At 38.1% G+C, this 19,568-nt stretch carries 20 protein-coding genes; 3 read left to right on the top strand and 17 right to left on the bottom strand.

What is annotated here, in order from left to right; translation table 11 throughout:
* Window positions 1-374: 374 nt before the first annotated feature.
* A complete protein-coding gene (locus CD31_RS07515) occupies window positions 375-611 on the top strand; it encodes a DUF2627 domain-containing protein (protein ID WP_016993886.1) in 237 nt (78 codons plus the stop codon).
* A 47-nt stretch (window positions 612-658) separates the two neighbouring features.
* Here CD31_RS07515 and CD31_RS07510 read toward each other — a convergent pair whose 3' ends face one another.
* The 15 genes from CD31_RS07510 to nusB form a co-directional block, all read right to left on the bottom strand.
* Window positions 659-1,387, bottom strand: a complete 729-nt coding sequence (locus CD31_RS07510; RefSeq protein ID WP_036076577.1) for a glycerophosphodiester phosphodiesterase — start codon at window positions 1,385-1,387, stop codon at window positions 659-661.
* On the bottom strand, window positions 1,380-2,951 hold the full coding sequence (locus CD31_RS07505; protein ID WP_036076575.1) for a flagellar assembly protein A: 1,572 nt from the start codon (window positions 2,949-2,951) through the stop codon (window positions 1,380-1,382). The genes CD31_RS07510 and CD31_RS07505 overlap by 8 nt, the downstream gene beginning before the upstream one ends.
* A gap of 298 nt (window positions 2,952-3,249) precedes the next feature.
* Entirely contained in the window at window positions 3,250-3,405 is a 156-nt protein-coding gene (locus CD31_RS23515) for a hypothetical protein (RefSeq protein WP_167334365.1), read from the bottom strand.
* A gap of 263 nt (window positions 3,406-3,668) precedes the next feature.
* The gene (spo0A, locus tag CD31_RS07495; protein WP_016993890.1) at window positions 3,669-4,460 is read right to left on the bottom strand and encodes a sporulation transcription factor Spo0A; all 792 of its coding nucleotides are present in this window, start codon (window positions 4,458-4,460) and stop codon (window positions 3,669-3,671) included.
* Between the two features lie 385 nt (window positions 4,461-4,845).
* Window positions 4,846-5,793 carry a SpoIVB peptidase S55 domain-containing protein gene (locus CD31_RS07490; protein ID WP_016993891.1) on the bottom strand — a complete coding sequence of 316 codons (948 nt, stop codon included), beginning with the start codon at window positions 5,791-5,793 and terminating at the stop codon, window positions 4,846-4,848.
* A gap of 122 nt (window positions 5,794-5,915) precedes the next feature.
* On the bottom strand, window positions 5,916-7,607 hold the full coding sequence (recN, locus tag CD31_RS07485) for a DNA repair protein RecN (RefSeq protein ID WP_036076572.1): 1,692 nt from the start codon (window positions 7,605-7,607) through the stop codon (window positions 5,916-5,918).
* Between the two features lie 22 nt (window positions 7,608-7,629).
* Window positions 7,630-8,079: a transcriptional regulator AhrC/ArgR gene (gene ahrC, locus CD31_RS07480; RefSeq protein ID WP_016994727.1), complete on the bottom strand. Its 450-nt coding sequence runs from the start codon at window positions 8,077-8,079 to the stop codon at window positions 7,630-7,632.
* A 100-nt stretch (window positions 8,080-8,179) separates the two neighbouring features.
* Entirely contained in the window at window positions 8,180-8,998 is an 819-nt protein-coding gene (locus CD31_RS07475; RefSeq protein ID WP_016994728.1) for a TlyA family RNA methyltransferase, read from the bottom strand.
* Complete coding sequence (gene dxs / locus CD31_RS07470; RefSeq protein WP_016994729.1) at window positions 8,998-10,899, bottom strand: 1-deoxy-D-xylulose-5-phosphate synthase; 1,902 nt, start codon at window positions 10,897-10,899, stop codon at window positions 8,998-9,000. The genes CD31_RS07475 and dxs overlap by 1 nt, the downstream gene beginning before the upstream one ends.
* Before the next feature lie 163 nt (window positions 10,900-11,062).
* Window positions 11,063-11,944: a polyprenyl synthetase family protein gene (locus tag CD31_RS07465; protein WP_016994730.1), complete on the bottom strand. Its 882-nt coding sequence runs from the start codon at window positions 11,942-11,944 to the stop codon at window positions 11,063-11,065.
* Between the two features lie 3 nt (window positions 11,945-11,947).
* On the bottom strand, window positions 11,948-12,181 hold the full coding sequence (gene xseB / locus CD31_RS07460) for an exodeoxyribonuclease VII small subunit (RefSeq protein ID WP_008179899.1): 234 nt from the start codon (window positions 12,179-12,181) through the stop codon (window positions 11,948-11,950).
* Window positions 12,178-13,536, bottom strand: coding sequence for an exodeoxyribonuclease VII large subunit (gene xseA / locus CD31_RS07455; RefSeq protein WP_016994731.1), 1,359 nt, complete (start codon window positions 13,534-13,536; stop codon window positions 12,178-12,180). Before xseA ends, xseB begins: the two co-directional genes overlap by 4 nt.
* A gap of 230 nt (window positions 13,537-13,766) precedes the next feature.
* Window positions 13,767-14,582: an undecaprenyl-diphosphate phosphatase gene (locus tag CD31_RS07450; protein WP_036076568.1), complete on the bottom strand. Its 816-nt coding sequence runs from the start codon at window positions 14,580-14,582 to the stop codon at window positions 13,767-13,769.
* A gap of 130 nt (window positions 14,583-14,712) precedes the next feature.
* A complete protein-coding gene (folD, locus tag CD31_RS07445) occupies window positions 14,713-15,567 on the bottom strand; it encodes a bifunctional methylenetetrahydrofolate dehydrogenase/methenyltetrahydrofolate cyclohydrolase FolD (RefSeq protein ID WP_016994733.1) in 855 nt (284 codons plus the stop codon).
* 31 nt (window positions 15,568-15,598) lie between these two features.
* Window positions 15,599-15,982 carry a transcription antitermination factor NusB gene (gene nusB / locus CD31_RS07440; protein ID WP_004231146.1) on the bottom strand — a complete coding sequence of 128 codons (384 nt, stop codon included), beginning with the start codon at window positions 15,980-15,982 and terminating at the stop codon, window positions 15,599-15,601.
* A gap of 389 nt (window positions 15,983-16,371) precedes the next feature.
* Between nusB and CD31_RS07435 the strand changes: the two genes are divergently transcribed.
* The gene (locus tag CD31_RS07435) at window positions 16,372-17,274 is read left to right on the top strand and encodes a MerR family transcriptional regulator (RefSeq protein WP_036076566.1); all 903 of its coding nucleotides are present in this window, start codon (window positions 16,372-16,374) and stop codon (window positions 17,272-17,274) included.
* Window positions 17,275-17,398: 124 nt separating this feature from the next.
* Complete coding sequence (locus CD31_RS07430; RefSeq protein WP_036076564.1) at window positions 17,399-18,568, top strand: MFS transporter; 1,170 nt, start codon at window positions 17,399-17,401, stop codon at window positions 18,566-18,568.
* A gap of 92 nt (window positions 18,569-18,660) precedes the next feature.
* Here CD31_RS07430 and CD31_RS07425 read toward each other — a convergent pair whose 3' ends face one another.
* The gene (locus CD31_RS07425) at window positions 18,661-19,071 is read right to left on the bottom strand and encodes an Asp23/Gls24 family envelope stress response protein (protein ID WP_004231142.1); all 411 of its coding nucleotides are present in this window, start codon (window positions 19,069-19,071) and stop codon (window positions 18,661-18,663) included.
* 110 nt (window positions 19,072-19,181) lie between these two features.
* On the bottom strand, window positions 19,182-19,472 hold the full coding sequence (locus CD31_RS07420) for a pyrophosphohydrolase domain-containing protein (RefSeq protein WP_483403481.1): 291 nt from the start codon (window positions 19,470-19,472) through the stop codon (window positions 19,182-19,184).
* Window positions 19,473-19,568 lie beyond the last annotated feature (96 nt).

Raw genomic sequence — 19,568 nt, 5'->3', positions numbered from 1 at the left:
TTGCTTTGGAAAGTGCATCCCCAAATGCCCATCCAATCAAGTTTTATCTAACAATCTAATCTTTGTAGCGTCCTCACTCAGCAAATTCTGAGCTCCTATTATTCAGTAGGTGTTTAGACCCTAATACTTAAAGAAGAAATTGTTTAGTAATGGATAATATTGCTCCACTTATTTTTACAATACTGACAAATTCACAATTTCGCAACTATTATTACATATTCTTATTTAAGTAAGAATTTTCTAAACATTCAGTTACAATTGCTACTTTCTGTCCTGTTACGTTTTTAGCTAAAAATATTATATTGGTTTATACCCTTCCTTGACATTCTACCATCCACAGGTAAAATTAATCATAGGAATAAGGAGGGGTATACATGGCCCGTTTAGCTGCATTTATTGTAATGCTTATTCCAGGTCTTATGGCTGCAGGTGGCATTAAATTTATGCGTGATACATTATTTGGTAAGCTCATTTCACCATTCCCATTTTTATGGCTGCAATTTATAGTTGGGGTCATTTTCTTCGTAATAGGCTTTGGGTTTTTCGCTGGATTTTTACTACATCGCGATCGAAAAAACGGAAAAGTAGCACCACGCTTCCAAAAAAAATAAAAAGAGCTATCCAAATAAGTCAGGAAAGACTTACTGGATAGCTCTTTTTATACCCGTTGCTGAGATCTGAGGACTTTATCAGGATAATCCGTAATCCAACCAATGACAGAAGGGTGCGGATTGGTTAAAAATGATTCTGTACCATCAATAGCATAAAAACGACATGCTTTTTCACTTGTAACACAGGCCTCCAAGTATCTTGGTTTGTAGTACCTTTTATGCATATGCACACTATCAGCCGCTTTATAATCAGCTAGAAGATCCCATTTTATTTTTTTCGTCGCAATAAGGGCCGTTTCAAATTCTGGTCTATGCTTTTTTACGATCTCTAAAAGCTCATAGTGAAAGGATGAAAAATGACTACCTTTTGGCAGAGCTAACCCACGAAGGAAATGAATTAGCCCACTCTTATTGTCCAAGATCGTTGATTTTAATTCAATATTCAACGGCATCTGCTGTGTATTTGCCCATGCTAAAACTGCCTCAAACGCTGGCATCTTATATGACGAAAATAAACGTCTCCAAGGCTTACCAAGTTTAAAGCGCAGAAGCTCCTCGATCGTACAATCGCTTACCAATTTATTGGTGCCTACTAACCTCGATAATTGTGGATCATGATACACTACAGGTAAACCATCTTTTGAGAATTGAATATCTAATTCAATTCCATCAGCACCTAGCTCTAAGGCCTTTTCAAAAGCTTTAAAGGTATTCTCTAATGCATAAGCAGAAGCACCACGATGTGCAAAAACAGGAATAAAGGCTGCCTTAGACATTTAACTCACCAAATTCTAGCATGAATTTACCATTCGTCATTTTGCTTAATAAAGATGATTTTCTGCCAATTTGAATATACGTTCCAGGATGAGCCTCTTTTGTCACAATAATCTCTTCTTTCCCTACATGACGCATTTCATCCATTAATAATTTGATTTCACGATCTAATGTAAGCGCTTCGCCCTTTAATTTAGTTAAGGCTTGCTTTGTCACTTCAAAGGACGCTGCTTGTTCTTTGGACATTTGATTGAGAAAAGGCAATAAATTTTTCATGCTACTCTCGTGTGCTGAAATCTCTGTTTGCAATTGTCTTAGCTGTGCTGCTTTTTCCTGCATCACGGTGTTATTCTCTTGCTTATTAATACTTTCTATTATCAAATCTGTTCGTCGCTCTAATCGGTTCCCAGAAATGGCCGTAACAATCGTATTTTTGGCTACTGCACGTCCCCCAATAATTTTACCTTTTCGTTCATCCACATAAATCGAATGAGCAGAAAGCTGTGATCCTAGTGCGTAAAAACCAATATGAATACTATTAGCTGCAAATAAATTTGCTTCATTCACATGTTTAACAAATATATTGCCACCTGCTTCTACCACTGTTGAACCAAGTCCAAAGATGCCACCACGAATATAGACATCACCCTCAATGGATTTAATAAGCTTGGCACCGCTTACACCCTCAGCTCCCTCAATGGAAATATCGCCAGTTGCAATAACCGTATAGCCACTTGTTACTGTACCTTTAATACTAAGTGAACCATTAAATTCAAGGTTACCTGTTTCCACTCCAACATCCCCATTTATAGGAAGGTGTCTGTTTACACCAATCATGCCTTTGACATCATCTAAAACACCAGCAATTTTCGAGCGAATGACGATTTTTCCGTCTTCTTCCACTTCATAGGCCGATTTTGTATCGTATTTGATTGGATAATCTCGACCAGGTACAGCAGCAACTTCTTGACCTAGCACATTTTTCCCCGGTTTACCTAATGTCGCAGGAATCTTTTCACCTAGCCAAGAGCCTTCTGAAATTTCCGAAATAAAATTCATATCATAGTAATCCGCTTTACCGTCTTCACGAATGACTGGCTTTCTCTCGGGTTTAGGTAAGTATGTAATTTGTGCATCTATTCCTGCTATAGGTTGCTCGCCTTGAGCAATTAAGAATGCTTTTCCTGGTTCAGCCTTCAATATATCAAAATCCAATATTCCGTGTACAATTCCATTTTCATTAAGTGTTTCTCGGATTTGTTGTGTTAATTTTTCTTTATTATTTTGAATATAATCATGCGTTTCATATATAAAAACAGAGGCTGACATCTTATCACGTGCCACTTCTGCTTCAATGTTCGGAAGCCAGCGTCCAATTTCAACAGGATTTGTATTCTGGGTTGATAACACATTTTTTAAAATTGAAAAATTAGATAATTTCAGTCGTGGATGACTACGTAGGATGCTGTCAAATTCTTTTAATGGGAAACCAGGGCTAAAAGTAAGCATAAATACCTTGCCATTTTCCTCAGAAATTTCGAAGTTTTCATTTCGAACTAGAATCAAGCTACCTCCTCCTTCCCTCTATATGTAAGTATATACAATCCACTTACATTTGTTTAGAGACCATTGTCACTACCGAGAAAGAAAATAGTACCACCTAATCATTAAAACATGAGCCAATATTTTATTTTTTATAAATAAAAATAGATAATTAATACCAATTAATTGTTTGTTTTTGAGTTTTTTTATTAAAATTACCGATAAATCCAAAGTAATTCCATTAGGCTATTTTAAATAAAACATCTCCCATTGACAGGTATTGAGGATTGCTTCTCACTAAATTATAGCTATTTTAGGTATTTTAAACTATTTCATTGATATTACTTTCGATTTGGAAAGTAGAACCTAGTTGTTTCAATTGCTGTCGATTCATATATTGCATACTTATTTTACCATCGAATACTAAACGCACCTCAAATAGCTCTTCCTCAATCTGAGTGATTTCGAGCGAATTCATTCCCTCTAATTGAATATTTACACTTTTTACTGTGATCACCTACCATGAGAATAATAACTCCATTGCCCTTCTTACATGTATTTCGTGTATTTTTATCTGATTTAGACGTTCTTTTAACGGTTTCAATGTTAAAGGACAGCCACAGAAATTTCCATAGTATTTGTTGAAGTAACAAAAAAAGCGCCCTTTTAAACAATATGATTTAAAAAGACGCTATACTATGCGAAGTATAATTGCTGTATATGTTAATGATTATATTGGTACTAGCTAGCCATCATATCAATGCGGATTTTGTCTGCGATCATGGCAATGAATTCGCTATTTGTAGGCTTGGATTTTAAGTGATGGACAGTATAACCAAACATTGACGAAATGGATTCATAATTGCCGCGATTCCATGCAACCTCAATGGCATGGCGAATCGCACGTTCCACACGAGATGGTGTCGTATTAAACTTTTTCGCGATTTCTGGATATAAAATTTTTGTTACCGATCCTAATAATTCAATATCCTCAAAGACCATTTGAATGGCTTCACGTAAATAGGAGTAGCCCTTAATATGTGCGGGTACACCGATTTCTTTAATGATAGCCGTAATTGTACTGTCTAATTGATGCTGATTTAATTTTTGAGGTACTGTCGGTTGTAGTACGCTTGTCTTTTTCGGAAGTGTCGCCTTCTGTCCAGCGCAATGTAAAATCTTTTGTACCAATTGGTCGAATTCAAAGGGCTTTAGCATGAAATAGGAAGCTCCTAAATCTACCGCTTGTTTCATGACATCCTCTTGGCCAAAAGCCGTTAGCATAATGACTTGAATTGATGACATTTTTTCATTTTGATACATGGACTCTAATACAGCTAAACCGTCAAGATGAGGCATTATTATATCTAGAAGTAAAATATCTGGTGTAAATTCCTCAAGCATTTGTAGACATACTTTTCCGTTTGAAGCAGTTGCAATAATTTCTATTTCGGCATGTCCTTGAAAATACTGCTCCATTGTTTTTAATAACTCACGATTATCATCTGCAATCGCTACTTTTACCTTTGTCATTTCAATTCCTCCTTCTGGACTTGCTTTGAACACCTCAAAGCGATAACCTAAACCCCTAAATGCCGTTTTTGGCACACTGTGGAATTTTCGACATTTTTGTTTTAAAAACCTTTTCTATTTCCAAAAATGAGTATGTAGTCCGATACTTTCTTTTAATATCGACAAGTTATGCTAAAGAACTGCGACCTGTCGAATGCTCTTATAACTTATTTTAGATAAATTTAGTAGATAAAACTACAGTTTTTTTAAATATCATGCCTTCTTCAGGAAATTATCGGAAATACATGTTGGATTCGATGAAATAAAGGTAAAAAATCCGTGTAGTTTCCCGCGGCTTTTGTCCTGCCTGGGGAAAATTAAACGGATTTTTACCTTTCATACCTTTTTATGAAGACCTTCTTAACATTTCCGCTACTGTTAGCGCTGCACCTTTTTTCGGCTCCTCCACAAACATATGTGTCACAGCACCGACAAAACGACCGTCTTGGATAATAGGACTGCCACTCATTCCCTGCAAAATGCCACCTGTTTTTTCAATGAGCTTCTCGTCAGATACTATAAATTCAAGGCGTTCATTTTCCACTTTGGTAATTTCTATTGAAAAGGTTTCCACCTTACTGCCTTCAATGGCTGTATAGATTTCAGCTTTCCCCGTTTTTATATCTTTTTCATGCATAATTTCTATCGCTTTGGGTAATCTTTGTTGATAACCGTCTTCCCAGCGGCCAAAAATACCATAAATAGTATTTTTATCTATACTGCCTAGGCGTTCTTGATGCTTTTCAATGGAGGAAATTTTATAGCCTGGTTGGCCTGGTGTGCTTTTTCGGATTTGCTGAATAGAAGCTAAAAAAATGGAGCCAGCTCTAAAAACAGGGGCTTCTTGTAGGGTTGAATCGACAATTTGATGACCTAGTGCACCGTAATTTTTTGTCTCTGGATCAATATAAGTCAGTGTTCCTACTCCATCTGTTTCATCTTTTAAAAAGGAAATGACATGCTCTGCTTCTTGGTTTTGTAATTCTAATGTAATTTGTTGGCCTTCACTATTGATCGTCCATTTTTGTTGGCCATCTTTTGCCACAGCCTGCTTGGCTTCAGCAAGGGATTTTACTGGTATATCGTTTATTTTTTCAATAACAGCGCCTCCTTTCATCCACTGATTGGAAGCTAATAGTACATCGTGTGCGACAAATACATGTGACAATTGAAGTTGAATTCCAATTGCTTCGCCCATTGGTATAAGCTTTTTGGCGGCTAAAGCTTGTATAGGCATTACTAATAAAAAGATGAGCATAGGCAAAATGACTAATTGACGCCAATGACGATTCATACGACACCTCCTTTTCATTTTTGTCTTTTTACTATGTGTTGTTGTGACGTTCTTATAAGCGGTAAATATTTGCGCAAAATGAAAAAAGCCAGAAACAGCTGAAACTGTTTCTGGAATAATGGTTAACGCATTTGTTTTTTTCGTTCATCTGCCATTTTTAAAAGCTCTGTCGCATGCTGTAGTGTCAAAGCTGTAATTTCCGTTCCAGACATCATACGGCTAACTTCCTCTATACGAGCATCTTGATCAATTTCTGATAAGGAAGTAAACGTTCGATCATGCTCGACTTCTTTTTTGATGAAGTAATGATGATCTGCCATCGCTGCAACTTGAGGTAAATGGGAAATACATAAAACTTGAGAATTAACTGAAATCGCAGCAATTTTCTCTGCAATTGCTTGCGCAACACGACCACTGACACCTGTATCCACCTCATCAAAGATAATGGAAGTAATGCCATTGGAAGAAGAGAAAATGGTTTTCAACGCTAGCATCATTCGTGATAATTCTCCACCGGATGCAATTTTCGGTAAAGACTTTGGTGGCTCCCCAACGTTTGTGGAAATGTAGAAGATAATTTGATCTTTCCCATTGGCGTCGAAATAGGGTAATTCATCGAAATTGACAATAAATTTTGCTTTTTCCATATGTAATTCACGTAGCTCTGCCATAATTGCTTCACTCAATTGTTGAGCCGCAGCTTTACGTACAGTTGAAAGTTCACTAGCCAGCTCATTGAGTACAGCTTCCATTTCTAACACACGTCGTTCTTTCACCTGCAAAATCTCATCACGGTTCAACAGCTCATTTAACTCGTTTTTAATTTTTTCATAATAAGCCAAGATCTCTTCCACTGTCGTACCATATTTGCGTTTTAAAGTTTGCAACAACGCTAAACGCTGCTCCACCTCGTTTAAACGTGCAGGGTCAAATTCCAATTCATCTAACACATTTTTAACCTGATAGGCTGCATCCTGTAATGCATAAAACGCACTTGTAACTGCCTCCGATGATTCTTTGAATTGCTCATCAACCATTGCAGCATCTTCTAAAGCACCCATTGCTGTTCCGATCCAATCAAGCCCTTTTGTTTCGCCCTGTATGGCCTCATAGGCTGCACTAGAACGTTCAAAAATTTTATTAAAATTCATCAGACGACGCCGTTCGTCTAGAAGCTCGTCTTCCTCACCTAACTTTAAATTAGCTTCGTCCAACTCTTTAATTTGAAATTGATACAAATCGATACGTTGTGCCATCAGCTGCTCATCAATGGATATAGAAGCTAAGTCTTTTTTGAGCAAACGGTATTCATCGTACTGGGCACGATACGTTTTTTGAATGGGCAATAGCTCTTCTTCTGCAAACTGGTCAAGCAAATTGATGTGTTGCTTTTCATCCATTAGCTCTTGATTTTCATGCTGACCATGAATATCAATGAGACTTGCCCCAATGTCTCTAAGCACCGATAAGGGCACAAGCTTTCCATTCACACGACAAATACTTTTACCAGTGTCATTTAAATCACGACGTAAAATAATCGTATCTTCTTCTATTTCAATGCCTGCTTCTTCTAACTTTTTCAGAACAGGATGAGCTGAACTCGAAATTTGAAATAAGCCACCCAATTCTGCTTTTCTTGCGCCATGTCGAATAAATTCAGTGTTGCCTCGTCCACCTGCAAGTAAATGCACCGCATCAATGATAATGGATTTTCCGGCACCTGTTTCCCCTGTGAGAACTGTTAAGCCTTCTAAGAAGCTGACAGTCAAATCCTCAATGATGGCAAAGTTTCGAATACTAAGCTCTCTTAACACAAAATGTCACCTCTAAATCAAATTAAAGCATATCTAATAAGCGATTTTTTGTATTTTCACGCTCATTTTCATTTCGACAAATAATTAAAATGGTATCATCTCCAGAAATCGTACCTAAAATTTCTGGCCAATCTAAATGGTCAAGTAGGGATGCAATCGCATTCGCATTCCCAGGAAGAGCTTTCATGACTAAAAAATGAGATGCTCCATCAATACTTACAAAAGCATCTGCTAATGCACGATGTAATTTTTGGACTGGGTTGAAACGCTGATCTGCGGGTAAGCTATATTTATAACGCCCATCCTGCAATGGTACTTTCACTAAATGAAGCTCTTTTATATCCCTTGATACTGTAGCTTGTGTCACATTATAGCCTGCATCTTTTAAAAAATCGACTAAATCATCTTGTGTTTCAATTTCATGATTGGCGATAATATCCCGAATCCGTATATGTCGTTGTCCCTTATTCAACGAAATCACCTCTTATAAATAATTGTATATGTGTATAATCACACTACCATTTTCAACAAAAAAGCACAAGAAAAAACACGGCTCTATAAGCGAGCACGTGTTATTTTAAAGAATTATGCGCTTCTTCAACGAGTGCATTAAAAGCTGTATATGCAGGTAGATCTTCTTGTCCAATAGGATTCACTAAATGGAATAAAAATTCAATATTTCCTTCTCCACCTGTGATTGGAGAGAAGGAAGCATCTTTCACTACAAAACCAATCTCTGTTGCCATTGCAGCCGTTTTTTCCAAAACTTCTAAATGGACTTTTTTATCACGAACAATTCCTTTTTTACCTACTTTATCTTTCCCAGCTTCAAACTGAGGTTTTACCAATGCCATAACATCCCCGCCTGGCAGCAATAATGTTTTTAATACTGGTAAAATCAGTGATAACGAAATAAAGCTGACATCGATTGTTGCAAAATCAGGTAAACCTTCTGATAAATCGGCTGCCGTTGTATAGCGAAAATTCGTTTTCTCCATTACTGTCACTCGTTCATCTGAGCGAATTTTCCATGCTAGTTGGTTCGAACCAACATCTAGTGCATAGCAATGTCTTGCACCATGCTGTAAGGCACAATCTGTAAAGCCACCTGTAGAGGAGCCAATGTCAAGCATCAGCTTCCCTTCTACAGACATATCAAAAATTTGTAGCGCCTTTTCTAATTTAAGGCCACCACGACTCACATATTTTAAATCTGAGCCCTTTACTTGTAGCGGTGCATCGATGGCAATTTTCTCGCCTGCCTTATCAATTCGTATTTCATTCGAAAAGACAAGACCCGCCATAATGGAGCGTTTTGCTTTTTCTCTTGTTTCACATAGTCCACGCTCTACAAGTAAAATATCTACTCGTTCTTTTGGTTGTTTTGTCATTATTTATTTAAACCCACTTGCTGTTTTTGTTGAAGTAATACGTGCATACGTGCAACCGTATCCTCCGCTGTCATATGAATTTCTGCGAGTAGCTGATCTACGTTGCCATGCTCAATATATTGATCTGGGATACCCATTCGATCAATAAGCGCATTTAAATAGCCATGGTCATGAGCAAACTCTAATACACCACTACCAAATCCACCTTGTAGAACAGCTTCTTCAATAGTTAAAATCGGTTTTTGGCTAGATAATATACGGTGGAGCATATCTTCATCCATAGGTTTGATAAAGCGTGCATTGACTACTTCAATATCGATCCCTTGTTGCGCAAGCATTTCTGCAGCAGCCATTGCCATTGGAATCGTTGTTCCAAATGTCAAGATAGAGGCGTCTTTCCCTTCACGTAAAACTTCCCAGCTACCAATTGGTAAAGCTACAAGCTCATCATCTAATGGCACACCAATTCCATTACCACGTGGATAACGAAGTGCAATTGGACCACCATCATAATCAATCGCTGTTTTTACCATATGTTGCCCTTCATTCTCATCCTTTGGCATCATGATTGTCATGTTTGGAATATGACGAAGGAAAGCAATATCAAATACACCTTGATGTGTTTCCCCATCTGCTCCCACTAAACCAGCACGATCAATACCAATAAAGACATTTAAATTCGGGCGAGCAATATCATGCAATACTTGGTCATATGCACGTTGCAGGAATGTGGAATAAATCGCTAAAAATGGTTTCATCTTTTGCGTCGCTAATCCTGCAGCCATCGTTGCCGCATGTTGCTCCGCAATCCCTACATCAAAGAAACGATTTGGGAAGTCCTTTTGAATACCTTGCAGCTTTGAACCTACAGGCATGGCAGGTGTAATCGTTACCACTCGCTCATTTTCATGAGCAATTTTACGAACTGTCTCAGCAATTAAACTACTCCATGCTGGTCCAGTAGTCTCAGACTTCACAAAGGCACCATTTTCAATTTTATAAGGACCTGTTCCATGCCAATTCCCAATTGTATCATCCTCGGCTGGTTTATAGCCCTTTCCTTTTTTCGTAATAACATGAACAAGGACTGGCCCTTTTACTTTTTTCGCATGTGATAATGTCATTTCAAGCGCTTCAAAATCATGTCCATCAATTGGACCAAGGTATTTAAAGCCTAGCTCCTCAAAAAACACACCAGATACTACTAAATATTTTAAGCTATCCTTTACGCGTTCAACAGTAGAGGCAAGCTTTCCACCTAATACTGGAATCTTATTAATAAGTGATTCCAGCTCTTCCTTGGCTTTTGAGTATTCCTTGGCTGTACGTAGTCGACCTAAAACATTGTGTAATGCGCCAACATTTGGTGCAATCGACATTTCATTATCGTTGAGGATGACAATCATATTTGTTTTTGCATGGCCAATATGATTTAATGCCTCAAGTGCCATACCCCCTGTTAAAGCCCCATCACCAATAATAGGGATAACAAAGTTGTTTTCTTTTTTTATATCACGTGCTGCTGCCATACCCATGGCTGCTGATAAAGATGTCGAGCTATGACCTGTTTCCCACTCATCATGTTCACTCTCCACGCGCTTTGGAAATCCACAAAGCCCTTTGAACTGACGTAGTGTGTCAAATTGACTCGCACGACCTGTTAAAATTTTATGCACGTAAGCTTGGTGGCCAACATCCCACAAAAACTTATCTTTAGGACTGTCAAACATTTTATGCAGCATCATCGTTAACTCAACTACGCCTAAATTCGGCCCGATATGCCCACCTGTGACAGAACATTTTTCGATTAAGAAGGTACGAATTTCTTGGGCAAGCTGCTCAAGCTCCTTCTTATTTAAGTTTTTTAAAAAGGATGGACTAGTTATTTTATTTAAATCCACCTTTCTCACACACCTTTTCAATAAAATATTCACCGCAATTGTGTTTCCACCATTATAGCAGTGTTATCAATATGCTAAAAGTACGAGCACTTCATTGTTTGCATATTGCAAACGTTCCCACCTATTCTAGCATATTCTTTTCCTTCAACGCCTTGATTTTCTCTTAGTTTTTACGATGAACTATATAAGCAGCAAAGTCACGTAATAGGCTTACATCTATTGGTAATTGATCGAGTGCGTTAATGGCATGTTGATAATGCTCAGCAAGCTTTTCTTTTGCTCCCTCTAATGTTAGAAGTGCTGGATAGGTGCTTTTATCACTAGCGACATCTTTCCCAGCTGTTTTTCCTAGTTCTTCAGTCGTTCCCTCAATATCTAAAATATCGTCTTGAATTTGGAAAGCTAAACCAATATGATGCGCATACTCCTTCAATGTAGCACGGTCTTGTTCTGATACATCTGCAAGTACGGCTCCCGCTTCAATACTAAAACGCAATAAAGCACCTGTTTTATTGACATGGACTTGTTCCAATTCAGCTAAATTAAGCTGACGTTGCTCCCCTTCCATATCTAGTACTTGACCACCAACCATGCCTTCTGCACCTGCTGCAACGCTTAGCAATTGGACAAGTTCAATACGCTTTTCAGCAGAGATATTCATGCGTGCTAAAATGCCAAATGCCAGTGTGTTTAACGCATCACCAGCAAGCGTAGCCAGCGCTTCTCCGTAAACTTTATGATTTGTTGGCTTGCCTCTTCTGAAATCATCATTATCCATGCTTGGTAGATCATCATGGATTAACGAATACGTATGAATGATTTCAATCACTGAACCGACAATCAAACCGTCCTGGAGATTTTCACGGTAAAGCTCTAGTACCGCTAACACAAAAAGTGGACGAATTCGTTTACCGCCTGCCTTTAATGAATAAAGCATGGATTCCTTTAAATCTGCTGGTGCATCAATTTGTTCAACAAGTGCAAACATCGTCTCTTCAATTTGTGGTGTATTGCTTTCAATAAAGTACTTTAATGGCTCATTCATTTCCTAATTCTCTCCCTTTAGTGGATCAAATGCTGTTGTTTCACCAGTCTCTTGGACAATTGATACAAGCTGCTCCTCTGCATGTTGCAGCTTACTATGGCAAAACTTTGATAGCTCCATTCCTTGCTTGTATAAATCAATGGCATTTTCCAATGGCACATCACCTTGTTCTAACTGGCGAACAATTTCTTCTAGTGCCGTCATGGCTTCTGCAAATGTTTGTTGTTTTTCTGTCACAACAATTCCCCCTCATTCTTTGGCAAGATATTCGTCACTTCAGCCACAACCTTTCCATCATGGAAGGTCAGTGTCAGTTGATCCTGCTTTTGCACCTCAGTGGATGATTTGATCATTTGCTGATCTTTATATGCTACTGTAAAGCCTCTTGTTAGAATGGACAGTGGATTTAAAGCTTCTAATGTTCTAACGTTTGACTCAAATTGTTGTTGCTGTTTCGCCACATAATACGTAGTCGCACGTGTTAATTGTTGGACGCGCGCTTCAAGCTCTCTCTGATGAAAAGCAAGTGCCTTTTTGGGTGAATGTTGCTCCACCGTACTATGTAATTGTTGAAGTTGGGCGGTTTTTTTCATCAAGCTTACTTGCATCGCTGTCTGCAATCCTGACTCAAGCTGTGCCAATCTTTCTGTAAAAGGGCGATAAAGTCTTTCTGGCATTGACAATGGATAAGACTGCTGGAGCTTATTTAGACGCTGTCGCTCTGCCATAAGTTGCGACCTAACCATTTGATGAAGCTGTGATTTCTGCGTAAGCACCCGTTGGTAGAGCTCCGCCTGATCTGGCACAGCCATCTCAGCAGCTGCTGTTGGAGTAGGTGCACGTAAATCAGCTACATAGTCGGCGATCGTCGTATCTGTTTCATGGCCAACCGCACTTATAATAGGGATTCGGCTTTCAAAAATAGCTCGTGCCACAATCTCTTCATTAAATGCCCATAAATCCTCGATGGAGCCTCCTCCTCGCCCAACAATCAACACATCACAGCTTGTCTCTTGATTAGCACGTTGAATATTTTGCACAATATTCGGTGCTGCTTGAGCTCCTTGCACAAGTGTTGGATAAATCAAAATTTCAGCAAGTGGGTAACGTCTCTTTAAGGTTGTACAAATATCCCGTATAGCTGCACCAGTAGTTGAAGTAAGCACACCAATTTTTTCGGGAAATTTTGGTATTGGTTGTTTCCATTCAGGTTTAAAAAGACCTTCTTTTTGTAATTGCTCTTTTAATTGATTAAAGGCAACAAACAGGCTGCCAATGCCATCTGGCTGCATTTCCTGTACATATAGCTGATAGGTTCCATAGCCTTCGTAAACGTTTACATCCCCACGGATAAATACTTGCATGCCTTCCTTTGGTTCAAACGCTAATTTGGTAGCTGCTGTTTTAAACATCGTAGCAGCTATTCGGGCACCATCATCCTTTAATGTAAAGTAAATATGGCCGGATTGATGAATTTTCACATTCGATAATTCACCTTTTACATACACTTCACGCAAATGTGGATCTGCATCGAATTTTCGTTTAATATATTTTGTTAACGCTTTTACTGTTAAATAAGAAGCAGAGGACATGTTTTCGGCTCCTTTACTAAAATCAAGTTTTTCACAAAACTACACCTATCATAACATTTTTTACAGTCGTTGACGTGCTAAAATGCAGTTTCGCTAGAAAAAATGACTGTCTTTCTTCTATCGAAAAACAACTATAACACATTCCTACACGTTCTCACTATTAGAAACCGTATATTATGACAAATAACAAACAAAGCCTCATAACTTCATACGTTATGAGACTTTATATTTTAATAGAATAGTAATAAAAGAGTTCCGACAATAAAACAATAATACGTAAAGTAGCTAAGTTTGCCACTTTTCATAATGCCCATAAACCAACGCATTGCGAAATAAGTCATGATGAGTGTTGCCAAGAAAGTGGCGGCATAAGGAAGAGCTAAGGCACCTTTATTCGGCTCATCTAGAAAATCTGTAATGCCAAGGACTACCCCACCCAAACTTACAGGAATATAAAGCATAAAGGAAAAACGTAAGGCTGTATCCTGCTTCATCCCTACTGCTATGGCCGAAATAATCGTAGCACCTGAACGGCTAATTCCCGGCGTTAAAGCGACTGCTTGCCCCAACCCAACAATGATGGCATCTTTTGCACGCAAATCTGCATCTTTCTTCTTACCATGCATATTACGAATTAGCCATAACGCAGTCCCTGTAACAAATAGCATGACCGCAATCGTCGTCATACTTACGTTATCTGCAATAACATCACTTAATAACACCCCTAAAACGCCAGCAGGGATTGAACCGATGACAATATAGAGAGCAAAGCGAAAATCGGCGTTATAACGCTTTTCTCTAGTTTTCAAATAAAGAAAAAAATGGCTGATCAGACGAACAATATCCTCACGATAAATATACATAATAGCAAGTAACGAAGCTGTATTTGTTAAGATGGCAAAAGTAAAGCCTTGTTCACCTAGTCCCAGTATTTCGCTGGCAATCATCACATGTCCACTCGACGATACAGGAATTGGCTCTGTAAAGCCTTGTACAAGTCCAATAATGATATGCTTGACGATTAACATTATATCGATATTTTCCATAAAAACCTCCTTCTAAGTATGTATGTCCCAAACGTTACATTAGACGACCAAATCGAAGAAAAGTTCGGATTTTACACAACAAAAAAAGTCACCTCACACAATGTTGAGATGACTTATTTCAAAAGGTTTTTTATTGTACAAGCGTATTTTCAGCTGCTTGCACTGTGTTGAATAGTAACATCGTGATGGTCATTGGTCCTACGCCACCTGGTACAGGCGTAATATGAGACGCAATTCCATCCACTTCTGCAAAGTTTACGTCGCCGCATAATTTATTGTTGTCATCGCGATTAATACCTACATCAATGACAACAGCCCCTTCTTTCACGTGCTCTTTCGTAATAAAATTTGCACGTCCAACAGCAGCAATTAAAATATCTGCTTGTCTTGTGAATGAAGGTAAATCTGGTGTTTTAGAGTGTGTATAGGTCACTGTTGCATCTTTTTGTAAAAGTAGTTGTCCCATTGGTTTACCAACGATATGACTACGCCCAACGATTACAGCATGCTTTCCTGCGATTTCAATTCCTGAATACTCAAGAAGCTTCATCACGCCAAACGGTGTACAAGGTAAAAATGTTTCTTGGCCAAGCATCATTTTCCCAACGCTTACAGGTGAGAATCCATCGACATCCTTCTCGACAGCAATCGTTGCAATGACTGTATCCTCATCAATATGTTTTGGGAGAGGTAATTGAACTAAAATACCATGAATATCCTCACGCTGATTTAAAAGCTCAATTTGTGCTAGTAATTCCTCTTGTGTTGTTTCTTCTGGTAATTTAATGAGTTCTGAAAACATACCAATCGCTTCACAAGATTTTTGTTTATTTCTCACATATGTAGCTGATGCCTGGTTGTCTCCAACTAACACAACCGCTAAACCAGGTGTTAACCCTCGCTCTTTTAATCGAGTGACACGCTCTGCTACAGCATTACGAATTTCTTGACCAATCTCTTTACCATTAATAATTGCACTTGACATAAACCTTCGTTACTCCTTCCAATTCAACACATTATTCTTGTTCTGTAAATTTAGAAAGTACACCATTGACGAATTTAGATGAACTATCATCGCCAAATGTTTTACATAACTCGATTGCTTCGTTTAGTACTACTCTTTTTGGGGTTTCTGGCATGTATAACAATTCATATACAGCTAAACGTAAAACCGTTCTTTCAATTTTGGGTAGACGGGCAAGTGACCACTTTTCAAGATGCTGTTCTAAGGTAGCATCGATTTCCTCCAAATGTTCAGCTGTTCCATTCACGATCTTTTCGTAGAAGGCATTGGTAGGTTGACCTTTAATATGGCCCATTGCTTCTTCAACTGTTAGATCCGTATTGTCTAGCTGAAACAAAACTTGCAACGCTTTTTCGCGTGCTTCATGTCGTTTCATGTAAAGCTCTCCTTCTTAAGTGGCATTAAGGTTTATAATAGCATAAAATCACACGAGAATCACGATTTCAAGCAAGTTTTCAATAATCTGAACCTTTTTCAAGGAACTTTTTGTTTAAGCCTACTTCTCATCGAATAGTGGTATTCAAAAATGAATGTTTCCTGTTCGTAATGGTATAATAAAGAAAATGAAAATCTTTAGAGGTGTTCACTATGCAACATGAAGCTACATGCCCTAGCTATAAAAAATTTAAATCAGTTGAAGGTGAAGAACAATGTAAACAAATGAAGGAACGCAAACCTCTCCTATTTTACAGGGAGGATTGCAAGCATAAAATTCGTTTTGATGCCTTTCAAAACGTCTTTAGCTTTTATTAGTGGAGGCCATTTATGAAGGAACATTATTATACGATAGGTGAGGTTGCCAAACTTTCAAACTTATCGGTTCAGACATTACGTTATTATGATCAAATTGATTTATTTAAGCCTGCTTATATCGATACCTTCACCAATTATCGGTATTATAAAGGCAATCAGCTCTTCTATTTAGACATTATAAAGTCCCTTAAATATATCGGCGTAACGCTTGATGATATAAAAAAAGCACTTAGATTAACCTCCGAGGAATTGCTTGATTTTTTAGCTCAGCAGGAGCTACGCATCAATGAAAAAATTTCACGTTTAAACGAAGCAAAAAATACTTTATTGAAAACAAAAAAGCAATTACAAGAGCAAATTGATATCCCAGTCTTCGGTGAGATTTATGTGCAGATTGAGGAAGCAATGCCTGTTCTTCAAGTAACCACTACTGAATTAACACCGACATCGAGCACGAGTACATACTATGCCACTTTAATTAAAATTATCGAAAAGGAAGGCAGTGTCTTAAACAGTCGTTATGGCTGTATTTATCCACTAGAGCCTTATAAAGATGTCAATGACATCATTTATGATGCTATTTTCACTCCCCTATTAACGGAGCGCACATTTTCGCAGCTTTCACCAAACATACAACAAACTATTATTCCTGGCGGTAAATATGTATGCATTGCCTTTATTTACGACCCTGATACTTATTTTTCATACTATGAAAAATTGAGAAATCATGTATTGGCTCAGCAGGAGCTATTTGAGTCGCAAGTGTATGAGCTATATATGCCAGCAACGCTCACTATGGAGCAAGAAAAGAAATTTATAGTAGAATTAAAGATTAGGCAAAAACAAGAGACACAAAATTCCTCCGAAAAAGTAGTGGCGCATTCGTATAACTCTCTACCAGAACTCCCACACTAAGAAAAATTTTAAAAAATAAAAACAAATCTTTTGACCCTATAGTTACTATAGGGTTTATCGTATTACATGGAAATATTCTAGTAGATTGAAAACATGTATCGCGAACAATTAGAAGGAGAAGTTTATGAGCAAGAAGCAAAATATAACCTTAGCTATTTTATTATCTAATCTTTTCATTGCCTTTTTAGGGATTGGTTTAGTCATCCCTGTTTTACCAACCATCATGAATGAGCTACATATTTCAGGCTCTGTTGTTGGTTATATGGTGGCAGCCTTTGCCATTACACAACTAATTGCATCACCAATTGCAGGTAAGCTTGTTGATAATATTGGCCGCAAAGTTATGATTGTTGCAGGTCTTTTTATTTTTGGACTTTCTGAGTTTTTATTTGGGTTTGGTCGTTCTGTTGAAATTCTTTTTGTCTCTCGTATGTTAGGTGGCGTGAGTGCAGCTTTCATTATGCCAGCCGTAACCGCCTATATAGCTGATATTACGACATTGGCACAGCGCCCTAAGGCACTTGGCTATATGAGTGCAGCCATTAGTACAGGTTTTATTATCGGCCCAGGGATCGGTGGATTTTTGGCTGAAATTGGTACACGTGTCCCATTTTATGCAGCTGGAGTACTTGGTCTGTTCGCAGCGATTCTGTCATTCCTGTTTTTAAAAGAGCCAACACGTGCTACAGACAATGAAGAGGCAACACCATCCATGTTAGGTAGTGTCAAGCGTGTGTTTAGTCCACTCTACTTCATACCATTCATTCTTATTTTCGTGTTATCATTTGGCCTCGCTGCATTCGAATCATTGTTTAGCTTATTCGTCGATCACAAATTTGCATTTACACCATCGGATATTGCCATTATTATTACAGGAAGTGGGATTGTAGGTGCACTAGCTCAATTAATACTATTTGATTGGCTGACAAAGAAAATGGGTGAGATTAATGTTATTCGTTACTCACTAATCCTTTCCGCAGTATTAACATTCGCCATGACGATTGTGAGTCATTATTTTGCCATCTTATTCGTTACATTCTTTATTTTCGTAGGCTTCGATTTAATTCGACCTGCTGTTACTTCGTATTTATCGAAAATTGCCGGAAATGAACAAGGATTTGTTGGTGGAATGAACTCTATGTTTACAAGTCTTGGTAATATTTTTGGCCCTATCCTAGGTGGTGTATTGTTCGATATCAATCTGAACTATCCATACTACTTTGCTACAATCGTATTGGTGCTTGGCGTCATACTTGCGTTATTCTGGAGAAAGCCAAAGCATATAGAATTATAAAAATAGCGATACACACATGAAACCTAGAGAAATCCATATAAAAAGGACTGCCCTTTGATGAACAAATCATCATCGGGCAATCCTTTTCTTTTTTATTCATGCACTACTGTTTCTTCTTTTTCAAAGTGAATACCTGTAATATGCACATTTACTTCTGCTGTTTCTAGTGCCGTCATATTAAAAATAGCCTGACGGATTTGCGTTTGAACTTCTTTTGCTACCTTAGGAATGGCATATCCATATTTCACAGAGCAAAATACATCAATCGCAATTTCACCAGTTTCTGTTACACCTGATTTAATGCCTTTATTGTGTACTTTTTTACCGAAACGTTCCACGACACCCGTCGCAATATTTCCACGAGTTGCAGCAATGCCTTCTACTTCATTAACAGCAATCCCAGCCACAACTTCGATCACCTCTGCAGCTACCTCAATTTTTCCAAGCTCTTCTTTACCAGAAGGTGTTGGTTGTACGAAAGATTGTCCTACTTTCTCTGCCATACAAATATCATCCTTTCCTTACACATCACAAACAAGTGCTGTACTTACATTTATTATACTATAAAAAGGAAGGTTTGGCTGTCGAAAGCCGTTTTAATTTAAAACCGACTTTACTGATCCTCTACATCGATTAAATAAATTCCCTTTTCAAATCCCCCCCGAGCTTTCCTCTTGTGTACACGGGTCGCTTCTAGCTCCTCAAAGCTTACACCTAGCACACCGATAGCCGAATGAATAAGCTCCAGTATGTCTGCGAGCTCTTCAACACTATCTTCTTTGTGCTGGGCTTCGTAAAATTCTGTAGCTTCTTCTATCATTTTAGCCTTTATCGCCTTTACCAGCTCACTAGGTTCTAAAATGTGTGCATGATAGGATAAACCCTTCGCTTCAATTACTTCCAAAATTTTATCTCTCACTAGCTTATTGTATACAGGCGTCCATTGTTTAACTCCTTTTCAAGGAATGACTATTTCTTTCTTCTATTATATGGTATTCTT

The sequence above is a fragment of the Lysinibacillus boronitolerans JCM 21713 = 10a = NBRC 103108 genome, assembly GCF_000772935.1.
Lineage (GTDB): Bacteria > Bacillota > Bacilli > Bacillales_A > Planococcaceae > Lysinibacillus > Lysinibacillus boronitolerans.
The sequence above is the reverse complement of the archived record's forward strand: the minus strand, read 5'-3'. Positions and strand labels throughout refer to the sequence as shown.